The organism is Streptomyces sp. NPDC051776 (assembly GCF_040681345.1).
Classification (GTDB): Bacteria; Actinomycetota; Actinomycetes; order Streptomycetales; family Streptomycetaceae; genus Streptomyces.
This window is the reverse complement of sequence record NZ_JBFAYQ010000025.1, coordinates 89,543-107,848: the sequence shown is the minus strand read 5'-3', so window position 1 is coordinate 107,848 and position 18,306 is coordinate 89,543. Positions and strand designations below refer to the sequence as shown.

At 71.2% G+C, this 18,306-nt stretch carries 16 protein-coding genes and 1 riboswitch; of the genes, 8 read left to right on the top strand and 8 right to left on the bottom strand.

Features of this window, described 5'->3' with window-relative positions; translation table 11 throughout:
- Positions 1-172 precede the first annotated feature (172 nt).
- Both AB0M26_RS20170 and otsB read left to right on the top strand, forming a co-directional pair.
- The gene (locus tag AB0M26_RS20170; RefSeq protein WP_365262902.1) at positions 173-415 is read left to right on the top strand and encodes a DUF3263 domain-containing protein; all 243 of its coding nucleotides are present in this window, start codon (positions 173-175) and stop codon (positions 413-415) included.
- Positions 416-721: 306 nt separating this feature from the next.
- Positions 722-1,582, top strand: a complete 861-nt coding sequence (gene otsB / locus AB0M26_RS20165) for a trehalose-phosphatase (protein WP_365262899.1) — start codon at positions 722-724, stop codon at positions 1,580-1,582.
- Between the two features lie 310 nt (positions 1,583-1,892).
- Here otsB and AB0M26_RS20160 read toward each other — a convergent pair whose 3' ends face one another.
- Together AB0M26_RS20160 and AB0M26_RS20155 are read right to left on the bottom strand one after the other, a co-directional pair.
- Entirely contained in the window at positions 1,893-3,347 is a 1,455-nt protein-coding gene (locus AB0M26_RS20160) for a trehalose-6-phosphate synthase (protein WP_365262896.1), read from the bottom strand.
- Between the two features lie 473 nt (positions 3,348-3,820).
- Entirely contained in the window at positions 3,821-4,888 is a 1,068-nt protein-coding gene (locus tag AB0M26_RS20155) for a glucosyl-3-phosphoglycerate synthase (RefSeq protein ID WP_365262893.1), read from the bottom strand.
- A gap of 257 nt (positions 4,889-5,145) precedes the next feature.
- Positions 5,146-5,289: riboswitch (SAM riboswitch) on the top strand.
- A gap of 17 nt (positions 5,290-5,306) precedes the next feature.
- On the opposite strand from AB0M26_RS20155, the gene thrC reads away from it, so the two are divergent.
- From thrC to groL, 4 genes are all read left to right on the top strand, one after another.
- Positions 5,307-6,593, top strand: coding sequence for a threonine synthase (gene thrC, locus AB0M26_RS20150; protein WP_365262890.1), 1,287 nt, complete (start codon positions 5,307-5,309; stop codon positions 6,591-6,593).
- A 112-nt stretch (positions 6,594-6,705) separates the two neighbouring features.
- Positions 6,706-6,984, top strand: a complete 279-nt coding sequence (locus tag AB0M26_RS20145; protein ID WP_365262887.1) for a MoaD/ThiS family protein — start codon at positions 6,706-6,708, stop codon at positions 6,982-6,984.
- 476 nt (positions 6,985-7,460) lie between these two features.
- Positions 7,461-7,664, top strand: a complete 204-nt coding sequence (locus AB0M26_RS20140; protein ID WP_003986833.1) for a cold-shock protein — start codon at positions 7,461-7,463, stop codon at positions 7,662-7,664.
- 477 nt (positions 7,665-8,141) lie between these two features.
- Entirely contained in the window at positions 8,142-9,764 is a 1,623-nt protein-coding gene (gene groL / locus AB0M26_RS20135; RefSeq protein WP_365262883.1) for a chaperonin GroEL, read from the top strand.
- 209 nt (positions 9,765-9,973) lie between these two features.
- Here the strand turns inward: groL and AB0M26_RS20130 are convergent, their stop codons facing one another.
- The 5 genes from AB0M26_RS20130 to AB0M26_RS20110 all read right to left on the bottom strand — a co-directional run bounded on the left by AB0M26_RS20130 (position 9,974) and on the right by AB0M26_RS20110 (position 15,889).
- Complete coding sequence (locus tag AB0M26_RS20130; protein ID WP_365262880.1) at positions 9,974-10,846, bottom strand: hypothetical protein; 873 nt, start codon at positions 10,844-10,846, stop codon at positions 9,974-9,976.
- A 325-nt stretch (positions 10,847-11,171) separates the two neighbouring features.
- Positions 11,172-11,699, bottom strand: a complete 528-nt coding sequence (locus AB0M26_RS20125) for a histidine phosphatase family protein (RefSeq protein ID WP_365262877.1) — start codon at positions 11,697-11,699, stop codon at positions 11,172-11,174.
- On the bottom strand, positions 11,696-13,465 hold the full coding sequence (locus AB0M26_RS20120; protein WP_365262874.1) for a PTS transporter subunit EIIC: 1,770 nt from the start codon (positions 13,463-13,465) through the stop codon (positions 11,696-11,698). Before AB0M26_RS20120 ends, AB0M26_RS20125 begins: the two co-directional genes overlap by 4 nt.
- A 120-nt stretch (positions 13,466-13,585) precedes the next feature.
- The gene (murQ, locus tag AB0M26_RS20115; protein ID WP_365262871.1) at positions 13,586-14,527 is read right to left on the bottom strand and encodes an N-acetylmuramic acid 6-phosphate etherase; all 942 of its coding nucleotides are present in this window, start codon (positions 14,525-14,527) and stop codon (positions 13,586-13,588) included.
- Positions 14,528-14,896: 369 nt separating this feature from the next.
- Positions 14,897-15,889 (bottom strand): MurR/RpiR family transcriptional regulator, encoded by a 993-nt coding sequence (locus AB0M26_RS20110; RefSeq protein WP_365262869.1) that lies wholly within the window; start codon positions 15,887-15,889, stop codon positions 14,897-14,899.
- A gap of 66 nt (positions 15,890-15,955) precedes the next feature.
- On the opposite strand from AB0M26_RS20110, the gene AB0M26_RS20105 reads away from it, so the two are divergent.
- A complete protein-coding gene (locus tag AB0M26_RS20105; protein WP_365262866.1) occupies positions 15,956-16,318 on the top strand; it encodes a hypothetical protein in 363 nt (120 codons plus the stop codon).
- Between the two features lie 2 nt (positions 16,319-16,320).
- Positions 16,321-16,581 (top strand): DUF4031 domain-containing protein, encoded by a 261-nt coding sequence (locus tag AB0M26_RS20100; protein WP_365262863.1) that lies wholly within the window; start codon positions 16,321-16,323, stop codon positions 16,579-16,581.
- A gap of 271 nt (positions 16,582-16,852) precedes the next feature.
- On the opposite strand, the gene AB0M26_RS20095 is transcribed toward AB0M26_RS20100, so the two are convergent.
- Complete coding sequence (locus AB0M26_RS20095) at positions 16,853-18,151, bottom strand: Cmx/CmrA family chloramphenicol efflux MFS transporter (protein WP_365262926.1); 1,299 nt, start codon at positions 18,149-18,151, stop codon at positions 16,853-16,855.
- Between the last annotated feature and the right edge of the window lie 155 nt (positions 18,152-18,306).

The window sequence follows — 18,306 nt, the reverse complement described above, 5'->3', positions numbered from 1 at the left end:
GTGGTTCAAAGGGCACGGCCTGTATCAACTGCGTGGCACTATTCGCTACCCGAAGGCTGCGTAACCCTGTCAAGAAGATCATCGGTAAGCCGTGTGCGGGAAAACCGCACGCACGGATTGAAAGGGGACGGAGGAAACGGGCCCGTAAGGAGCACCGCGCCTCCAACTACCAATGACGCAAGGGGAGAGCGGGGGGCTGTCCGAACGGGACCGTGCCGTGCTCGCCGTGGAGCGCCGCACCTGGTCCGGGCCCGGCGACAAGGAACGGGCGATACGGGAACGGCTCGGCCTCTCCCCGACCCGCTACTACCAATTGCTGAACGCCCTGCTCGACGACCCGTGTGCGCTCGCCCATGACCCCGTGACGGTCAACCGCCTCCGCCGCGTCCGCGACTCGCGCCGAGCCAACCGCTGAGGCGGAGCCGCAGGCGAGGTCGCGGGACCGAGGCGGCGACCAAGGCGGACGACCGAGGCGGGCGACGGCGGTGGACGAACGAGGCGGACGACCGAGTCGGATGACGGCGGTGGACGAACGAGCGGACGACCGAGGCGGGCGACGGCGGTGGACGAACGAGCGGACGACCGAGGCGGGCGACGGCTCTGGACGAACGAGGTGGACGATCGAGTCGGATGACGGCGGTGGACGACAGCGGTGGACGACTGAGCGTGATCCCGCTGGGGCGAAGCCCGCGCCGCATCCGCCGCCGGTAGGGTCGGCCGCATGGGCATTCCGGAATCCCTGCCGACCCCGGTCACCCCCGCGGGCCGCGACGGTCTCGCCGTGCTGCTCGCCCGTCCCGAACAGGTCGTCGTGGGCCTCGACTTCGACGGAACCCTCGCCCCGATCGTTCCCGACCCCGATCAGGCCCGCGCCCATCCGGGCACCGTTCCCGCCCTCGCCCGGCTGGCGCCACTGGTCGGCTCGGTCGCCGTGATCACCGGTCGACCGGCCGAGGTCGCCGTGCGCTACGGGGGCTTCGCGGGCGTCGAGGGCCTGGAGCACCTGGTGGTCCTCGGGGCGTACGGCGCCGAGCGCTGGGACGCCGCCTCCGGCTCCCTCCACGAGCCCGCCCCGCACCCCGGCGTCCAGGCCCTGCGGGCCGAACTGCCGGACGTCCTCGCCCGCGACGGCGGCCACCCCGGCACCTACGTGGAGGACAAGGGCCGGGCCATCGCCGTCCACACACGCCGTACCGAAGATCCGCAAGCCGTTTTCGAGGCGCTGCACGAGCCGCTGTACGCCCTGGCCGAGCGGCACGGCCTGATCGTCGAACCGGGCCGCCTCGTCCTGGAACTCCGTCCGCCGGGCATGGACAAGGGCGTCGCGCTGGAGGAGCACGTACGGGCGGGCAACACGAGCGCGGTGCTCTACGCCGGCGACGATCTTGGCGACCTCGCGGCCTTCGCCGCCGTGGAGAAGCTCAGGTCCAACGGCCTGCCGGGACTGCTGGTCTGCAGCGGCAGCAGCGAGGTCACCGAACTCGCCGCGCGCGCCGACCTGGTGGTGGACGGGCCGCGGGGCGTGGTCGGGCTGCTGAACTGCCTGGCCGACGCGCTCACCACGCCTCGCTCCGCGCCGTAGCGTACGCCCGGCGCGGCGGCGGGCGTACGCAGCATGCGGCCCCCGAGCCACCGGCCGCGCACATGGCCCTGCTGAACCGGAGCGAGCCGGAGCGAACCGGCTTCGAACGGCGTCAACCGGCTTGACCTGAAGCGGCGTTGGGACAGGACAAGGAAGGAGAGCCCTGTCACCGAACCGGCCCACGGCCGCGACGCCTCCCGGCGAGGGGGAGGCGGCCGCTATCCGGTCAGCCCAGTCCGGTCAGCCCAGTTCGGTCAGCCCAGTTCGGTCAGCCCAGTCCGGTCAGCCCAGTCGGGTCCGACCCGTCCTGTCAGCCCAGGGCGTTGAGCTGGTCCAGGAACCACTTCTGTGGCGGCAGGGCGGTCGCCTCCGCGGCAAGCCGCTTGGTGCGCTCGGCTCGCTCGCCCTGTGCCATCGACAGCGCCTGGTGCAGCGCCTCCGCCGTGCCCGTCACGTCGTACGGGTTGACCACGAGCGCCTCCTCGCCCAGTTCCTCGTACGCGCCCGCTTCGCGGGAGAGCACCAGTGCGCAGCCCTCGTCCGAGACCACCGGAACCTCCTTCGCGACGAGGTTCATGCCGTCCCGGATCGGATTGACCAGGGCGACATCGGCGATCCGGTACGCGGCGAGCGATCGCGCGAAGTCGTCCTTCACATGCAGGACCACCGGCTGCCAGGCGTCCGTGCCGAACTCGGTGTTGATCTCCTCCGCGATCCGCTGCACCTCCTCGGTGTAGCCGCGGTAGACAGCGAGATCCTGGCGCGAGGGATAGGCGAAGGCGAGATGGACGACCAGCCCGCGCCACTCCGGATGATCGGTGAGCAACCGCCGGTACGCGTGCAGGCCACGGACGATGTTCTTCGACAGTTCGGTGCGGTCGACCCGGACGATCACCCGCCGCTCCCGTCCGCCGATCTGTTCGCGCAGGGCGGCCATGCGCTCGATCACGTCCGGCCGGTGCGACCGCTCCCGCAGGAAGTCGGCGTCGGCACCGAGGCCGTGCACGCCGAGCCGCGTCGTACGGCCCTCGCAGGTGACGGCGTAGGCACCGGTGTCACCGGTGTCCACCTCGCCGTCGAGCACGGCCGCGGCGCAGTCGGCGAAGGCGTCCGCCCAGCGACGGGTGAGGAAGCCCGCCCGGTCCGCCCCGAGCACGCCGCGCAGAAGCTGCCGGGCGATGTCGTCGGGCAGCAGCCGGAAGTAGTCCACGGGCGCCCATGGCGTGTGCGAGAAGTGCCCGATGCGCAGATCGGGGCGGCGCCTGCGGAGCATGCCCGGGACCAGGCACAGGTGATAGTCCTGCACGAGCACCGCGGCGCCCTCCGCGGCGTCCTCGGCGAGGGCGTCGGCGAAGGCGGCGTTGTACGACTCGTAGGACGCCCACTGGGCGCGGAACTCGGCGTCGAAGGTCGGCTCGAGAGGGGTCTGGTAGAGCAGGTGGTGCACGAACCACAGCACGGAGTTCGCGATGCCGTTGTAGGCGTCCGCGAAGATCTCGGGGTCGATGTCGAGCATCCGCACCTGCTGCCCGCCGGTCTCGGTGGGGTCCAGACGCGTGCCGAGGCGGCGTACGGCCTCGCGGTCGCCTTCGCCGAGCGCGGCGCACACCCATAGCGCGCTCGCGTCGGGGCCGATGGCCGACAGCCCGGAGACGAGACCGCCTCCGCCGCGCTTGACGTCGATCGAGCCGTTCTCACGGTGGGTGTGCGAGACCGGGCCGCGGTTGGACGCGACGAGAACCCGGGCAGCCTGCTCTGCGACCATGCGGCGAGCCTAGCCCGTGACCGATCCGCGCAAACGTGCGCTTCGCCATCCGGCGGGGGTGACGGGGGCGGCGGGGGGCGGGGACGGCGGATCCGCTTCCGCCGGAGCGGAAGGCGGGCCGCTCGCGCCATGGTGCGGGGCCGTGCGCGGCACACCGCACCCGCGTCCGCCGGTTCTCCCCTCCGTCCGCGACGGAGCCGGCGTCCTGCCGGAGACCCAACCGGGGCTCCGGCCGTGGCCGACGCTTGGTGCTCGGCGCCCCCCGGGGGGCCGGTCGTGTCCGTCGGCCACCAGCCACTGGCTCACGGTGGCCCGGTTGTGTCCACCCGCTCCGCCCGCGGAACGATGGCCGCGACCCGGAGCGGCCCGCGACTGCACGCCTGTGACGCGGCGGTACCCGCCCGTTCCTCCCGGGGGGCCGGTTGTGTCCGCCCGCTCCGCCCCGCGGAACGACCGCACTGCCCGCCACCGCGTCACGCCACGCGGCCGCCCGTCGGTGCGCGCCGCGCCCGGTACTCCGGGACCGTCGTCATCGGAGGCCGCTCCTCCGCCGCCACGTCGTGCACCGTCGGGGTGAAGCCCTCGTCCGTGCGGTCGAACTGTGTCAGCACCGGCCGTACGAGGTGCCCGCGCGCCAGCCGTGCCTGGGCCGTGCGGTAGATCGTCGCCGCCATCCTCCCCAGCGCCTGACCGTCCTGGTGACGGTGCAGCCGTACGCCGACGTCGACCTGGGCCAGCGCGTCGAGCCCGGCCAGGTCGAGTGCGTCGATCAGCATCGCCAGTTCTACGCCGTAGCCGACGGGAAACGGGAGCTGCTCCAGCAACGACCGCCGCACCGCGTACTCGCCGCCGAGCGGTTGCACGAAGCCCGCAAGCCGCGGCCAGTGGAGGTTGAGCAGGGGGCGGGCCACCAGCTCGGTGACGCGGCCGCCCTGCTCGGCGGGACCGAGCCGGCGGCCCTGCTCCGCTCCGTTGCCCCCTGACTCACGTGCGCCGCCCCCGGCCGCCGCTCCGTTGCCCCCGGACTCAAGCGCGCCGCCCTCGCTCAGCGGGCGGTCGTACATCGCCTTGACCAGCTGGACGTCCGGTTCGGTCAGCAGAGGTCCGACGATCCCGGAGACGAAGCTCGCCGAGAAGGCGCGCAGGTCCGCATCCACGAAGCAGACGATTTCGCCGCTCGTGACCAGCAGCGAGCGCCACAGCACCTCGCCCTTGCCGGGTTCCGCGGGGAGCCGCGGCAGGATCGTGTCGCGGTGCACGACGCAGGCCCCGGCCGCCGCGGCCACCTCGGCCGTACGGTCGGTGGAGCCGGAGTCGATGACCACCAGCTCGTCGACCAGCGGTACGGCCTCGCTCATCAGCTCGCGCCGTATCGTCTCGACGATCGGACCGACCGTGGCCTCCTCGTCGAGGGCCGGGAGCACGACGCTGACCGTCCCCGCCGCCCCCGCGTTCCGCTTGGCGGCCAGGAGCCGGCTCAGCGGACGGTCGGCGGCCGACCAGGAGCGGTGCTCCAGCCAGTGCTCCACCTCTTCCAGCACGTCTGCGTCTCTCCCTGGGTGCCTGGGACCCGTACGGGCCCGTGTGCGATGCTCCAGCCCGGACCCGGGCCGGGCGTGATCGATCGCGGATCGGTCGGATCCGTGATCCGTGTCCGGCCGGATCCGTGATCCGTCTCGCGGTTCGGACGACTATCTCAACCGTCCGCCCCGTCCGTTACAGTCTTGAACAACGCACGTGTCCACTTCATGTCGGGGTGGGCGCAGACAAATGCCCGGGCTGCCGCCCGGAGCCACACCGCTCATCCAGAGGGGCAGAGGGAACGGCCCGTTGAAGCCCCGGCAACCCTCCAGTCGGTCTCGTGCATCCCGCGGCGAGGCTCCCGGCTCGGGAAGGTGCCAATTCCGTCTCGTGGCGAAGTCCGCCACGGGGAAGATGAGGAGAAAGGGCCTCGCCTCCATGGCTGTGCAAACCGTTGCAAGCAGCACCGACTCCGTCTCGCTCGGACCCGCCGCCGCGTTGTCCTGCCGTGAGTGCGGCGAACGCTTCCCGCTCGGCCCGATCTTCGCGTGCCAGGCGTGTTTCGGGCCGCTCGAGGTGGCGTACGACCTGCCGAGCGGTGACCCCGAGGGCCTGCGGAAGCGCATCGAGGCCGGGCCCGGCAACCTCTGGCGGTACGCCCCACTGCTGCCCGTCCCCGAGGACGTGGCGGGCAAGCCGAACCTGAACCCCGGTCTCACCAAGCTCGTGCAGGCCGACAACCTCGCCCGTGAGCTGGGCGTCAGCGGTGGCCTGCACGTCAAGGACGACTCCGGGAACCCGACCCACTCGTTCAAGGACCGCGTCGTCGCCATCGCCGTCGAGGCCGCGCGGGCCTTCGGCTTCACCACCTTGTCCTGCTCCTCCACGGGCAACCTCGCGGGCGCGGTCGGCGCCGCGGCCGCCCGCGCCGGCTTCCGCTCCTGTGTGTTCATCCCGCACGACCTGGAGGCGGGCAAGGTCGTCATGGCCGCGGTCTACGGCGGTGAACTGGTCGGCATCGAGGGCACGTACGACGACGTGAACCGATTCTGCAGCGAGCTGATCGGCGACCCTGCCGGCGAGGGCTGGGGCTTCGTCAACGTCAATCTGCGCCCGTACTACGGCGAGGGGTCGAAGACCCTGGCGTACGAGATCGCGGAGCAACTCGGCTGGCGCATCCCGGACAACATCGTGATCCCGATCGCCTCGGGCTCCCAGCTCACGAAGATCGACAAGGGGCTGAAGGAGCTGATCGAGCTCGGGCTCGTCGAGGACAAGCCGTACAAGATCTTCGGTGCCCAGGCGGAGGGCTGCTCCCCGGTGTCGCGGGCGTTCAAGGACGGCCACGACGTCGTACGGCCCGTCAAGCCGGACACCATCGCCAAGTCGCTCGCCATCGGCAACCCGGCCGACGGACCGTACGTGCTCGACATCTGCCGCCGTACGGGCGGTGCGGTCGAGGACGTCACCGATGAGCAGGTCGTCGATGCCATCAAGCTGCTGGCCCGGACCGAGGGCATCTTCGCGGAGACCGCGGGCGGCGTGACCGTCGGCGTGCTGCGCAAGCTGGTCGAGACCGGGCAGCTCGACCCGGCCGGTGAGACGGTCGTGCTCAACACCGGCGACGGGCTGAAGACCCTGGACGCCGTCGCTCCGACCGCGGGTCCCACGGCGACCATCCGGCCGAGCCTGGACGCGTTCCGCGCCGCGGGGCTGGCGGGCTGAGGGTGCGCGCGGCGCGCCGCGGGAGCGGCGCGGGCCGACGCCCTTCCGCTCCGCACGTGTTGAATCACTCCACCACCCGCTTCCTCCACCCCTCCCACCGAAGGTGAACCGCATGAGCGTCAACGTCCGCATCCCGACCATCCTGCGCACGTACACCGGCGGCCAAGCCGAGGTGAGGGCCGAAGGCGCGACTCTCGCCGAGGTCATCGAGTCGCTGGAGAAGAACCACCCGGGCATCGCCGCGCGCGTCCTGGACGACACCGGCAAGCTGCGCCGTTTCGTGAACGTCTACGTCAACGACGACGACGTGCGGTTCGAGGACGGGCTGCAGACGCCGACCCCCGACGGCGTCGGCGTCTCGATCATTCCGGCGGTCGCGGGCGGCTGCTGACAGACCGTCCACCAACAGCCCCACAACGTGCGTCGACGGTGAATTTCAACAACCTTTCGTAATCGGTCTCGCCCCCTCCGTGAGAGAAGCGGAGGGGGAAATTCCGCGCCATTGAGCGCGGTAGGGTTGGGCGCATCCCCCCTAGGCGTCTTTGCCGAACGCATATGAGTACCGACAAGTTGTGCCCCAAGTGTGTGCACGATTTGCCGGATTGGTGAGCAATGCCCGGCCCGAGTTGCCCCGAATTAACGGTAATTCAACGGGAATTGCCGTTCGAGCGTGCCCAGAATTCTCGTCTGATTGACCTGTTGCAGACGGCATTCGTGCAGATACATTCAGCCGCGGTCGACGCGTTCCGGCACACACCTGGGGCACCCCTGCCGACGGCTGGGGGCGCCGTGTGAGGTCTGGGTGAAGTCTGACCCGGGTCCGCGGAGTGCGGTCCTGCGCAAGGGCCAGTAATAGGGGAGTTAGGGATGGCTCAGGGCACCGTCAAGTGGTTCAACGCGGAGAAGGGGTACGGCTTCATCGCGGTCGACGGTGGTGCCGACGTCTTCGTGCACTACAGCGCGATTCAGATGGACGGCTACCGCACCCTCGAAGAAGGTCAGCGGGTCGAGTTCGAGATCTCGCAGGGCCAGAAGGGGCCGCAGGCGGACATGGTCCGTGTAGCGGGCTGATACCAAGGACGCGCCGACTGACCACTGGCGTACGAGCGAAGGGCTCGCCCCGTCCGGGGGCGGGCCCTTCGTCTTTGGGTGGGGCCTTCGCTTTTGGGCGGGTGCCGTCGGTGCCGTGACGGGCCGGGCGGGGCGGGGTGTTCGCGGACGGCGGTGCATCGACGCGGGTCTGTGCCGTGCCCGCCGTGCCCGCCGTGGGCCGGTCTCGGGCCGGTCGCGGGCCCGTCGCGGGCCGGTTGCGAGGGCCGCGGGAGCCTTTGGGGCGCTTGCACTCGATGGCCCCGAGTGCTAATCATTGGCGTTAGCACTCTCAGGTTGAGAGTGACAGAAGGACCGGGTCGGTGAGGCCGACAGGCCGGGCGGGGCAAGGGACCGCCGGGCAGGCAGGCCGTCCGTCGCGGGCGCCACGCGGTCCGGAGCAATCCACCGTCCCCCGGCTTCGGCGGGGGGAACCCCAGTCCGTGGAGGACACTTCACATGGCCAAGATCATCGCGTTCGACGAGGAGGCGCGGCGCGGCCTCGAGCGCGGGATGAACCAGCTCGCCGACGCCGTCAGGGTGACCCTCGGCCCCAAGGGCCGGAACGTCGTCCTCGAGAAGAAGTGGGGCGCTCCCACGATCACCAACGATGGTGTTTCCATCGCCAAGGAGATCGAGCTCGAGGACCCCTACGAGAAGATCGGCGCCGAGCTGGTCAAGGAGGTCGCGAAGAAGACGGACGACGTCGCCGGTGACGGCACGACGACCGCGACCGTTCTCGCCCAGGCTCTCGTCAAGGAGGGCCTTCGCAACGTCGCCGCCGGCGCCAACCCGATGGCTCTGAAGCGCGGCATCGAGAAGGCTGTCGAGTCCGTCTCGGCCGCCCTGCTCGAGCAGGCCAAGGACGTGGAGACCAAGGAGCAGATCGCCTCCACGGCCTCCATCTCCGCCGCCGACACCCAGATCGGTGAGCTCATCGCCGAGGCCATGGACAAGGTCGGCAAGGAAGGCGTCATCACCGTCGAGGAGTCGCAGACCTTCGGACTCGAGCTCGAGCTCACCGAGGGCATGCGCTTCGACAAGGGCTACATCTCCGCCTACTTCGCGACCGACATGGAGCGTATGGAGGCGGCCCTGGATGACCCGTACATCCTGATCGTCAACTCCAAGATCTCCGCGGTGAAGGACCTCCTTCCGCTGCTGGAGAAGGTCATGCAGTCCGGCAAGCCGCTGCTGATCATCGCGGAGGACGTCGAGGGCGAGGCGCTGTCCACCCTGGTCGTCAACAAGATCCGCGGCACCTTCAAGTCCGTTGCCGTGAAGGCCCCGGGCTTCGGTGACCGCCGCAAGGCCATGCTCGGCGACATCGCCATCCTCACCGGTGGCACCGTCATCTCCGAGGAGGTCGGCCTCAAGCTGGAGAACGCCGGTCTCGACCTTCTGGGCCGTGCCCGCAAGGTCGTCATCACCAAGGACGAGACGACCATCGTCGACGGTGCCGGTGACAGCGAGCAGGTCCAGGGCCGGGTCAACCAGATCCGCGCCGAGATCGACAACTCGGACTCGGACTACGACCGCGAGAAGCTCCAGGAGCGCCTCGCGAAGCTGGCCGGCGGCGTGGCCGTCATCAAGGCCGGTGCCGCGACCGAGGTCGAGCTCAAGGAGCGCAAGCACCGCATCGAGGACGCGGTGCGCAACGCCAAGGCCGCCGTCGAGGAGGGCATCGTCGCCGGTGGTGGCGTGGCCCTGCTCCAGGCTTCCTCGGTCTTCGAGAAGCTCGAACTCGAGGGCGACGAGGCCACCGGTGCCAACGCCGTCAAGCTGGCCCTGGAGGCCCCGCTCAAGCAGATCGCCGTCAATGGTGGTCTCGAGGGCGGCGTCGTCGTGGAGAAGGTGCGCAACCTGGCCGTCGGCCACGGTCTGAACGCCGCCACCGGCGAATACGTCGACATGATCGCCGAGGGCATCATCGACCCGGCCAAGGTCACGCGCTCCGCTCTGCAGAACGCGGCTTCCATCGCCGGTCTGTTCCTCACCACCGAGGCCGTCGTCGCCGACAAGCCGGAGAAGGCCGCCGCGGCGGCCCCGGGTGGCATGCCGGGCGGTGACATGGACTTCTGATCCGCCTCCCCAAGCGCTCGGCTGCGCCCGGGCAGGGGAAAACAGGTTGATCGACCGTCCTGAACACTGGGGCGGCACCCGTGAGGGTGCCGCCCCAGTGGCGTTCATGCGGTGATGCGGTCCCGTTTGCCGTTTGCCGTTTGCGCTGCCGCTGCCGATGTCGTTCCGCTTCCGTGCCTTCGGGGCACGGGCCGGACAGCGGGCGTGCGTCAGGAGCCGTACGGATGTCCGCCGGGCTGCTGCGGCTGGTGCGGCTGCTGCGGTTGAGTCTGCGGCTGGTGCGGCTGGTGCGGCTGGTGCGGCTGGTGCTGTTGCGGTGCGTAGGGCTGTGCCGGCTGCTGAGGTGCGTACCCCTGGGGATGCTGCGGCTGGCCCTGCGGCGGTGTCGGCGGCTGGTGCGAGGCGGGCGGGCCGTATGGGGCGCCCTGCTGGGGAACCGGAGTACCGTACGGGCTGCCGTACTGCGGGGCAGGGGCGGGGACGGCATGCGGCGGCTGCGGAGCCGCCGGAACGCCCGGCTGCAGGTGGGACCCCTGCATCGCAGGAGCCTGCTGCGGAAAGGCGGGTGCGGCCTGCTGGTCGAAGCCGGGCGCTCCCGGGGCGCCCGGCTGCTGAGGGAACCCCTGGGCGGCGGGTGCGCCCTGGGCGTACGGCGTGACCGGCGCGCCATAGGGCGCACCGGTGACGAGCGAGATTAGCTCGTCCATCTCGTTGCGCCACATCCGGTGGACGTTGATACGGGTCGGCGTCTGCTCCCCGGGGAGTGCGAACATGAAGGAACTCCACAGCGGGTTGCGCTTCACCTCGCCGAGCAGCGGCTGTGCCTGTGCGCGCGGGATGGCGCACACCAGCTCCTTGGGCCGCTGTGTGAAGCGGTTGAACGTGTGGAAGACGACGGCCTGCTCGGTGACCGTGACGAAGTAGAACTTCACCAGAAACTGCCCGATGAGCCCGAGCGCGTTCATCAGCCACGGGCTCGGGCCGGTGACCGTGGCGATGGTGACGATCAGCCGGTCCCCCGGCGCAGCCTGCGCAATCGCCTCCGCGACCTGTTCCTTCATCTTCGCCTTGCGGACTGCCATGCGGCTGCTCCCCTGTTGTTTCTGCTCACGCCCGAACTGAGCAGAGTACTCACACGCTCCGGTCCGTCAGCAGGGGGGCCGACCGATGCCGCTACGAGCGGAACAGAGCCGAAGTGGCTTCGGGTATCGACCGGTTGGTGACATGGGGATCGACTTCAGAGCATGGCACTCTCGTATCGCGCGTCGCTTGCCGATGGTGACCGAGGGCCCGGCGCCGTACCGCGTCATCGTCGACGGTGACCGGGTGTCGCTTCTGCTGTTGCGGGAGATGCAACAGGAGATCCTGTCCGCCAATGCCAGGGGGAGCCCCGGAAGGATGCGGCGCTCATTTCTTCTCGCCGCGTGGCACGGTCATCGATGTCAACCGCGCGCCTGCCGGGGCGAGATCGGGCCACGGAGGCGGGGTCCGAAGTACGGCGATGGCCGAGGTGGGAAACTTCTCCTCGGTGCGGGCCAGGGCGTCGGGGTCTCCGTCGCCGGCGAGGAGCAGGATCAGTTCCTCCACCCCGGGGCTGTGCCCCACGAGGAGCAACGTCCCCACGTCCGCGGGGGTTTCGCGTACGACGGCGAGCAACTGCTCGGCGCTTCCGTGGTAGAGACGCTCGTCGTGGCGCACCGGCGGGGCGGTGGGCAGTTCCGCCGAGGCGAGGTCCCAGGTCTCGCGCGTGCGGCGGGAGGGGGAGCAGATGACGAGATCCGGGACGCAGTCCGCGTCGCGCAGCCAGGCCCCCGAGACCGGGGCGTCGCGGCGCCCGCGCGGTGCGAGGGGGCGGTCCGTGTCGGGTACGCCCTCCGGCCTGGCGGATTTGGCGTGGCGCAGGACGACCAGGCGACGGTACTCAGTGGCTGTCATGGCGTCATCCTCCCCGAGGCGGTCAGGCTCTCGCCCTTTCTGTCCCTTCCGCCCCGCTCGTCGGGGACCGGCGACGCGGACGGGTCGGCTGTCACGGTCGCGGCCTGCTCGGGAGCGACGTTGAGTTCGGCCCGCATCCGCTTGCTGATGCCGAAGAAGTACGTGGCGACGAACCCCGCGACGTAGCCGACGAGCAGTCCCGCCGCGTACACACCGACGGTGGCGGTGAGGCTCGCGCTGCCGTCGAGCAGCGGGAACAGCGCCCAGCCGGACGGGCCGATGGCGGTCGAGCCGACCGTGTCGCCGAGCTGCCCCAGCAGTCCGACGAAGCCGCCGCCGAACGCGCCGCCGATGCACGCAGTGACGAAGGGGCGGCCGAGCGGGAGGGAGACGCCGTAGATGAGGGGTTCGCCGATGCCCAGCAGGCCCGCGGGGAGGGCGGACCGGATCGTCCTGCGGATCGAGGTGTTGCGGCGGAGGCGGAGGAGGACCGCGAAGGCGGCGCCCACCTGGCCCGCGCCCGCCATGGCGAGGACCGGGAGCAGAAGGGTGTAGCCCTGCTGCTGGATGAGCGTGGTGTGGATGGGAATCAGGGCCTGGTGCAGTCCGAGCATCACCAGGGGCAGGAAGAGGCCGCCGAGGACGAAGCCGGCGACGGCTCCGCCACTGGACAGCAGCCAGTTCGCGAAGTCGCCGATGGCGGTGGAGACTTCACCGGCCAGAAACATCAGGCCGAAGAGCGTGGCGAGACCGGAGACCAGCACGGTGAGGGTGGGCGTCAGCAGGACGTCGACGGTCTCGGGCACGTGGCGGCGGCACCACTTCTCCACCCGGACGGCGAGCAGCGCGGCGCAGAGCGCGCCGAGGACGCCGCCCTGCCCCGGGGCGAGCTTCTGGCCGAACACACTCACCTGGGCCACGCCCGCGTAGACGCTGATCGCGGCGACGGCCCCGCCGAGCACCGGCGTGCCGCCGAACTCCTTGGCCGTGTTGATTCCGACGAACACGGCGATGAGCGACATGAAGCCGGTGGCGATGGCCGCCAATGCCGGGACGAGGGACGCCGCCCATGTGGCGTGCCCGGTGTGGACCAGATTGGTCAGTAGGCCGTTGATGCCCGCGACGATGCCGCAGCCGATGAGGGCCGGGATGAGCGGGACGAAGACCTGGGCGATCCGACGCAGGAAGAGCTTGACAGGGGTGGCGTTCCTCCGCTTCTGCTCGGCCCTCAGAGCCGCGCCGCGCGCAGCCAGTTCGCCGGCGGTCACCGGGGTCGCGGCGGCCGAAGCGGCCGAAGCGGCCGAAGCGGCCGAAGCGGCCGGGGTGGCAGAGGTGGCCGGGGTGGTCGCGTTGGCAGAGGTGGCCGGGGTGGCCGTGTTGGCAGCGGGAGAGGCGGGGGTGGCCACGGTGTTCGCGCTCCCCTGGGCATCCGGGGAGGGCGGCACCGGTACGGCTCCTGCCGGGGGCTGTTCCGGTGCCGCGCGCCGCTCGGACTCAACCAGCCGCTCGGACTCGACCAGCCGCTCGAACTCCGGCGTCACTCGCGCGACCACGCCCGGCCCGAGGACGATCTGGTACGTGTCGTCCTCGACGACGCCCAGAACGGCGGGGAGGGCTCGCAGTTCGGCGTCCCGTACGAGGGTGCGGTCGGCGAGGCCCACGCGGAGACGGGTCATGCAGTGGGCCACGGACGTGACGTTCCGCGCTCCACCGACGAGGGGGAGAAGCGCGGCCGCGGTGGCGGAGTGGTCGCTGTTCTGTGCCATAGGGCGTTCGTGCCTTGCTGTGTGGGGGCGAGCCGGGGCGTTCGGGCGGCGGGGGCCGTATGCGCCCACCCTCCCCCAGGCACCCCCTGGTCCCGCGGAACGCAGGCCCGCACACGGCCGTCAGTCGCCCTTCCGGGCGGCCTGGAGAGCCGCCCGCAGATGACCGCGGGATTCATCGAGGAGGCCGGCCGCCGTGGGGGCGTCGACGGCGGCCAGGATGACGAGGATCGCGTGCTTCACCTCGCCGTCCGTGGCTGCCAGCGCCGCCTCGATCTCCGCGTCCGGCGCGCCGGTGGCGAGCGAGACGATACGGCGCGAGCGGGCTCGCAGCTTTTCGTTCGAGGCGCGGACGTCGACCATCAGGTTCCCGTACGTCTTGCCCAACCGGATCATGGTGATCGTCGAGATCATGTTGAGGACGAGCTTCTGTGCCGTGCCGGCTTTGAGGCGGGTCGAGCCCGTGAGGAGCTCGGGGCCGACGACGATCTCGATGCCGTGCTCGGCGGCCGCGGCGAGCGCCGAATCCGCGTTGCAGGACAGCCCGATGGTGAGTGCTCCGCGGTCACGGGCGTGTTCGACGGCGCCGATGGCGTAAGGCGTGCGGCCCGAGGCGGAGATGCCGACCACCGTGTCGGCTTCCCCGATCCCCAGGGCCTCCAGATCGCCGGCCGCTAGCTCCGCGTTGTCCTCGGCGCCCTCGACGGACGTGACCATCGCGGGCTGGCCACCCGCGATGAGACCGACCACCTCGTGCGGTCCGGTGTTGAAGGTCGGGGGGCATTCGCTCGCGTCCAGCACACCGAGCCGCCCCGCCGTGCCCGCACCAGCGTAGATCAGCCGACCGCCGCGGGCCATGCGCTCCGCGGTGGCGTCGATCGCCGCCGCGATCTTCGGTAGCCCGGCGGCGACGGCGCCGGGGACGGCGGCGTCCTCGCCGTTCATGATCTTGGCGATCTCGAGGGTGGGGAGTTGGTCGATGTCGGCCAGCTCGCTGCGGAAGGCCTCGGTGGTGAGGCTGTCGAGCTGGGCGCGCAGCTCTGCATGGTCGGCACTCGATGACATGAGGCAGCCTTCTCGAAGAGTGGGGGGTCTGGAGGCCCCGGCTTCGGCCGTGGCCACGGACGGGGCCCGGTCCGCGGGCGCGGTGGAGCCGGCGGAGCGTGGGCCTGCCGGCGCCCGGGGTGCGGACGCCGTGCACAGGTGCGCTCACCGGTGTGCGAGCTGTGCGTGCCTGTGTGGTCTGAGCGTGCGTGCCTGTGTGGTCTGCGCGTGTGCGTGCTCTGCGCGTGTGCGTGCGTGGTCCGGGGGGTGTGGGGGGGGTGTGTACGTGGTAAGCGGTGCGTGGCCTGCGTGCAGGGCGCGGGTGCCGGATCCTCGGGGACGGGGGGGCGCCCGAGCCGCGGGACGGGGTGGTGCCCTGCGGCCTTGCGATTACGGGCGCTTGGGGCTGTGCCGGTGGGCCAGTGCCTCGTATGACGCGGACAGGGCGGGTGCCGCGGCGTCGTAGGTCCGCTGGGCGACACCTATGAACAGGCAGTCCACGACGAGGAGCTGACTCGTCCTGCTCGACATGGCGGCGGGCCGCAGCTCGCTCTCGCGCGCGGTCGACGTCGTCAGGACGTGGTCCGCGTACTGCGCGACGTCCGCGTCCGGGCGGCCGGTGATCGCCACCGTCGTCGCGCCGTGGTCGAAGGCGACGCGCAGCGGTTCGATGACATCGGTCGTGCGCCCGGAGTGGGTGATCGCGATGGCGACGTCTCCGGAGCGGAGCTGCACGGCGTTGGTGACCGCCAGATGCGGATCGGCATGAGCGTGGGCTATCAGCCCGATCCGCAGCAGCTTCTGCACCAGGTCCTGGGCGACGAGGTTGGACGCGCCGATGCCGTAGACATCGATGCGCCGGGCCGAGGTGATCGCGGAGACCGCGGACTCCAGCTGGGTGGTGTCGAGTCCGGCCGCGGTGTCCGCCAGGCACTGCTGCTCCTCCTGCGCGAGCTTGGCCACCACGGAGGGGAGCGGATCGTCGACCGCTATGTCGGCGGTGACCGCGGGCGCGGCCCCGGACTGCTGCTGCGCGGCGAGCCCCGCGAGGGCGAGGCGTAGATCGCGGTATCCCGGATAGCCGAGGAGGCGGGCCGTGCGGACGACGGTGGCCTCACTGGTGCCGGTACGCTCCGCGAGCCCGGTGACGGTCAGCGCAGCGCACCCCGCCGGGTCGCCGGCCACGGTCTCGGCAACTCGGTGCATCGAGCGGGTCATTGACGGGCCCAGGGTGCGGACCTTGGCGGCGAGGGCGGCAGGCGCGGGCGGGTTGGGGAGCGGACCCGCGGGCGGGCCCGGGCGCGGACCCGCGGGCGGGCCTTCCCCGGAGCCGGACGGCCGGACGGCCGGGCTGTTGAAAGTTTCCTTCACATGGTTGCGCACTCTTGGAAGGTATTTTCAGCAGCGGAGTGCGTCAACCCCTGTGGACTGGCGCGTGACAATGGTCGTATGGAGCTTGAGCAGGCGCTGCACGCTACGCGTGCCCTCGTACTGGCCGATCTCTCGGCGGGCGACGTGGCCCAGGCCGACGTCGTCTCGCTCGTCGAGGACGCCGTCGCCCATCGGCGATGGTGGGTCGAGCAGTGGCCCGAGGGCGCCGTCTTCCTGGCCGGCCTCGTCGCGCAGGACGTGCAGGACGCACTGCTGGACAAGTTCGGCCGCTGGCCCGTGTGCCCCGTGTGCACCGAGACCGGCGACCCGCACGCGTTGGCCATCGAGCCCGAACTCGGCCCCGATCCGCACTGGGTGTGCCCAGAGGCGGGCGTGACCATCGCCAAAGTGGGCGGCCTCGGCACGGTCCTGGGCCCCTGAGGGTGGCGGTCTACATCGACCCGCCGAACTGGCCGGGTCACGGGCGGATGTGGTCGCACATGGTGAGCGACGTCTCGTACGAGGAGCTGCACGCGTTCGCGGCCCGGCTCGGTTCACCGGCGCGAGCCTTCGAACGCGACCACTACGACGTGCCGAGTGAGCGGTACCGCGCCGCGGTGGAGCTGGGCGCCGTGGAGGTGACCAGCAAGGAGCTGGTCCGGCTGCTCACGGATGCGGGTCTCAGAAGGCGCAAGAGCGGCTGACCGCACGGGCCCCGTGCGGAGGCGCGCACGGGCCCTCGTGCGGAGGCGCGTACGGCCGGGTGCGGAGGCGCGTACGGCCGGGTGCGGAGGCGCGTACCGGCTCCCGTGCGGAGGCGCGTACGGGATGCGAGCCGCCGCCCCCCATCGGCAGCCTTGAGCATCCGTCGTCGGCGAGGCGCGCCTCATCGGAAAGGCGGTGCGCCCGTGGACATGCGCTGCGGGCGGGGGCAGGGGCAGGGGCAGGTGCGGCCGGAACGGCCCGACCGGGCCCCTACTCCGCCTCATACGGGTGGGCGCCGTTCCGGCCGGTGTGCTCGGCGGCGGGAACTGCCGCGTGACCCGTCGTCCGAACCACCGCGTGACCGGCGACGTCGGTGGGCCGCTTGCTCCGCGACGAGCCAGTGACCAGGCGGGTGTTGGCGGCGCGACGCCGTTCCAGGCCCAGGCTCCAAGCGACCGTACCCATCGACAGTGCCACCATCGCCGCACCCGCCAACGCGGTGGAGGCGAAGCCGAACCCCAGGTCGATGACGCGTCCGCCGATCCACGGCCCGCTGGTGTTGCCCAGGTTGAAGGAGGCGGTGGTCGTCGCTCCCGCGAGCGTCGGAGCGGCCGCCGCGACGTTGAACAGGCGGGCGTTCAGAGCGGGGGCCATGAAGAAGCACGAGACGCCGAGGAGGAACGACACGGCGATTGCGGAGACCGGGTTGTGCGCGGTGAGGGCGAGGGCGACGAGACAGACGGTCGTGGCCGCGGTGCCGGCCAGCAGAACGCCGAAGAGATGCGCGTCCGCCACCCGGCCGCCGACCGTCGTGCCGATCAGCGCACCGACGCCGAACAGCCCGAGCACGGTGGGGACCCAGTCACCCCCGAGCCCCGCCACATCGCTGAGGAGCGGAGCCATGTAGCTGAACGCGCAGTAGACGCCGCCCGCGGAGAGCGCGATCGTCCCGATCGCCAGGAGCACCGGCCGGTCGCGGTAGATCCCTACCTCCTGGCGGAGCTTCGGCCTCGTCTCCGGGATGGGGATGCGCGGGATGAACGCCACCACCCCGACGAGCGCGACGGCAGACATCGCGCCCACCGCCCAGAACGCCGACCGCCAGCCGAAGTGCTCGCCCAGAAAGGCCCCCGCGGGAACGCCGACCACGTTCGCCACGCTCAGACCGCCTATGAGCACGGACAGCGCGCGGGCGCGCACGTTCTCGGGGACCATCGCGACCGCGACCGCCGCGCCGACGGCCCAGAACCCCGCGCACGCGAGAGCGCTGATGACGCGCGAGGCGAAGAGGAGGCCGTAGCCCGGCGCCAAAGCGCCGCCCACCTGGCCGAGGGCGAAGACGGTGAGCAGCGTGATCAGCGTCGTACGGCGGGGGAGCCGGAGGGTCGCGACCGCCAGCAGCGGCGCGCCCACCACCATGCCGATGGCGAACGCCGAGATCAGCAGCCCGGCCTGGGGAATGCTCACGCCCATGTCCTCGGCGATGGGCGGCAGCAGCCCGGAGAGCATGAACTCCGAGGTTCCGAGCGAGAAGACGCTCAGTCCGAGAACGTGAACAGCCTTGGGCATACGGACGCGCTGGGCTGGGCTCGGCATACCAACAGCCAACGCGCGCACCGGGCATCGCATTCCGTGCGGGGACGGCGGGTCCCCGCCCAGGGCAGGCAGTGCCCGCCGGTGTCCTGGGCCAGGGGCGTCGCCGCAGACCGCGTCGCGACCTTCCC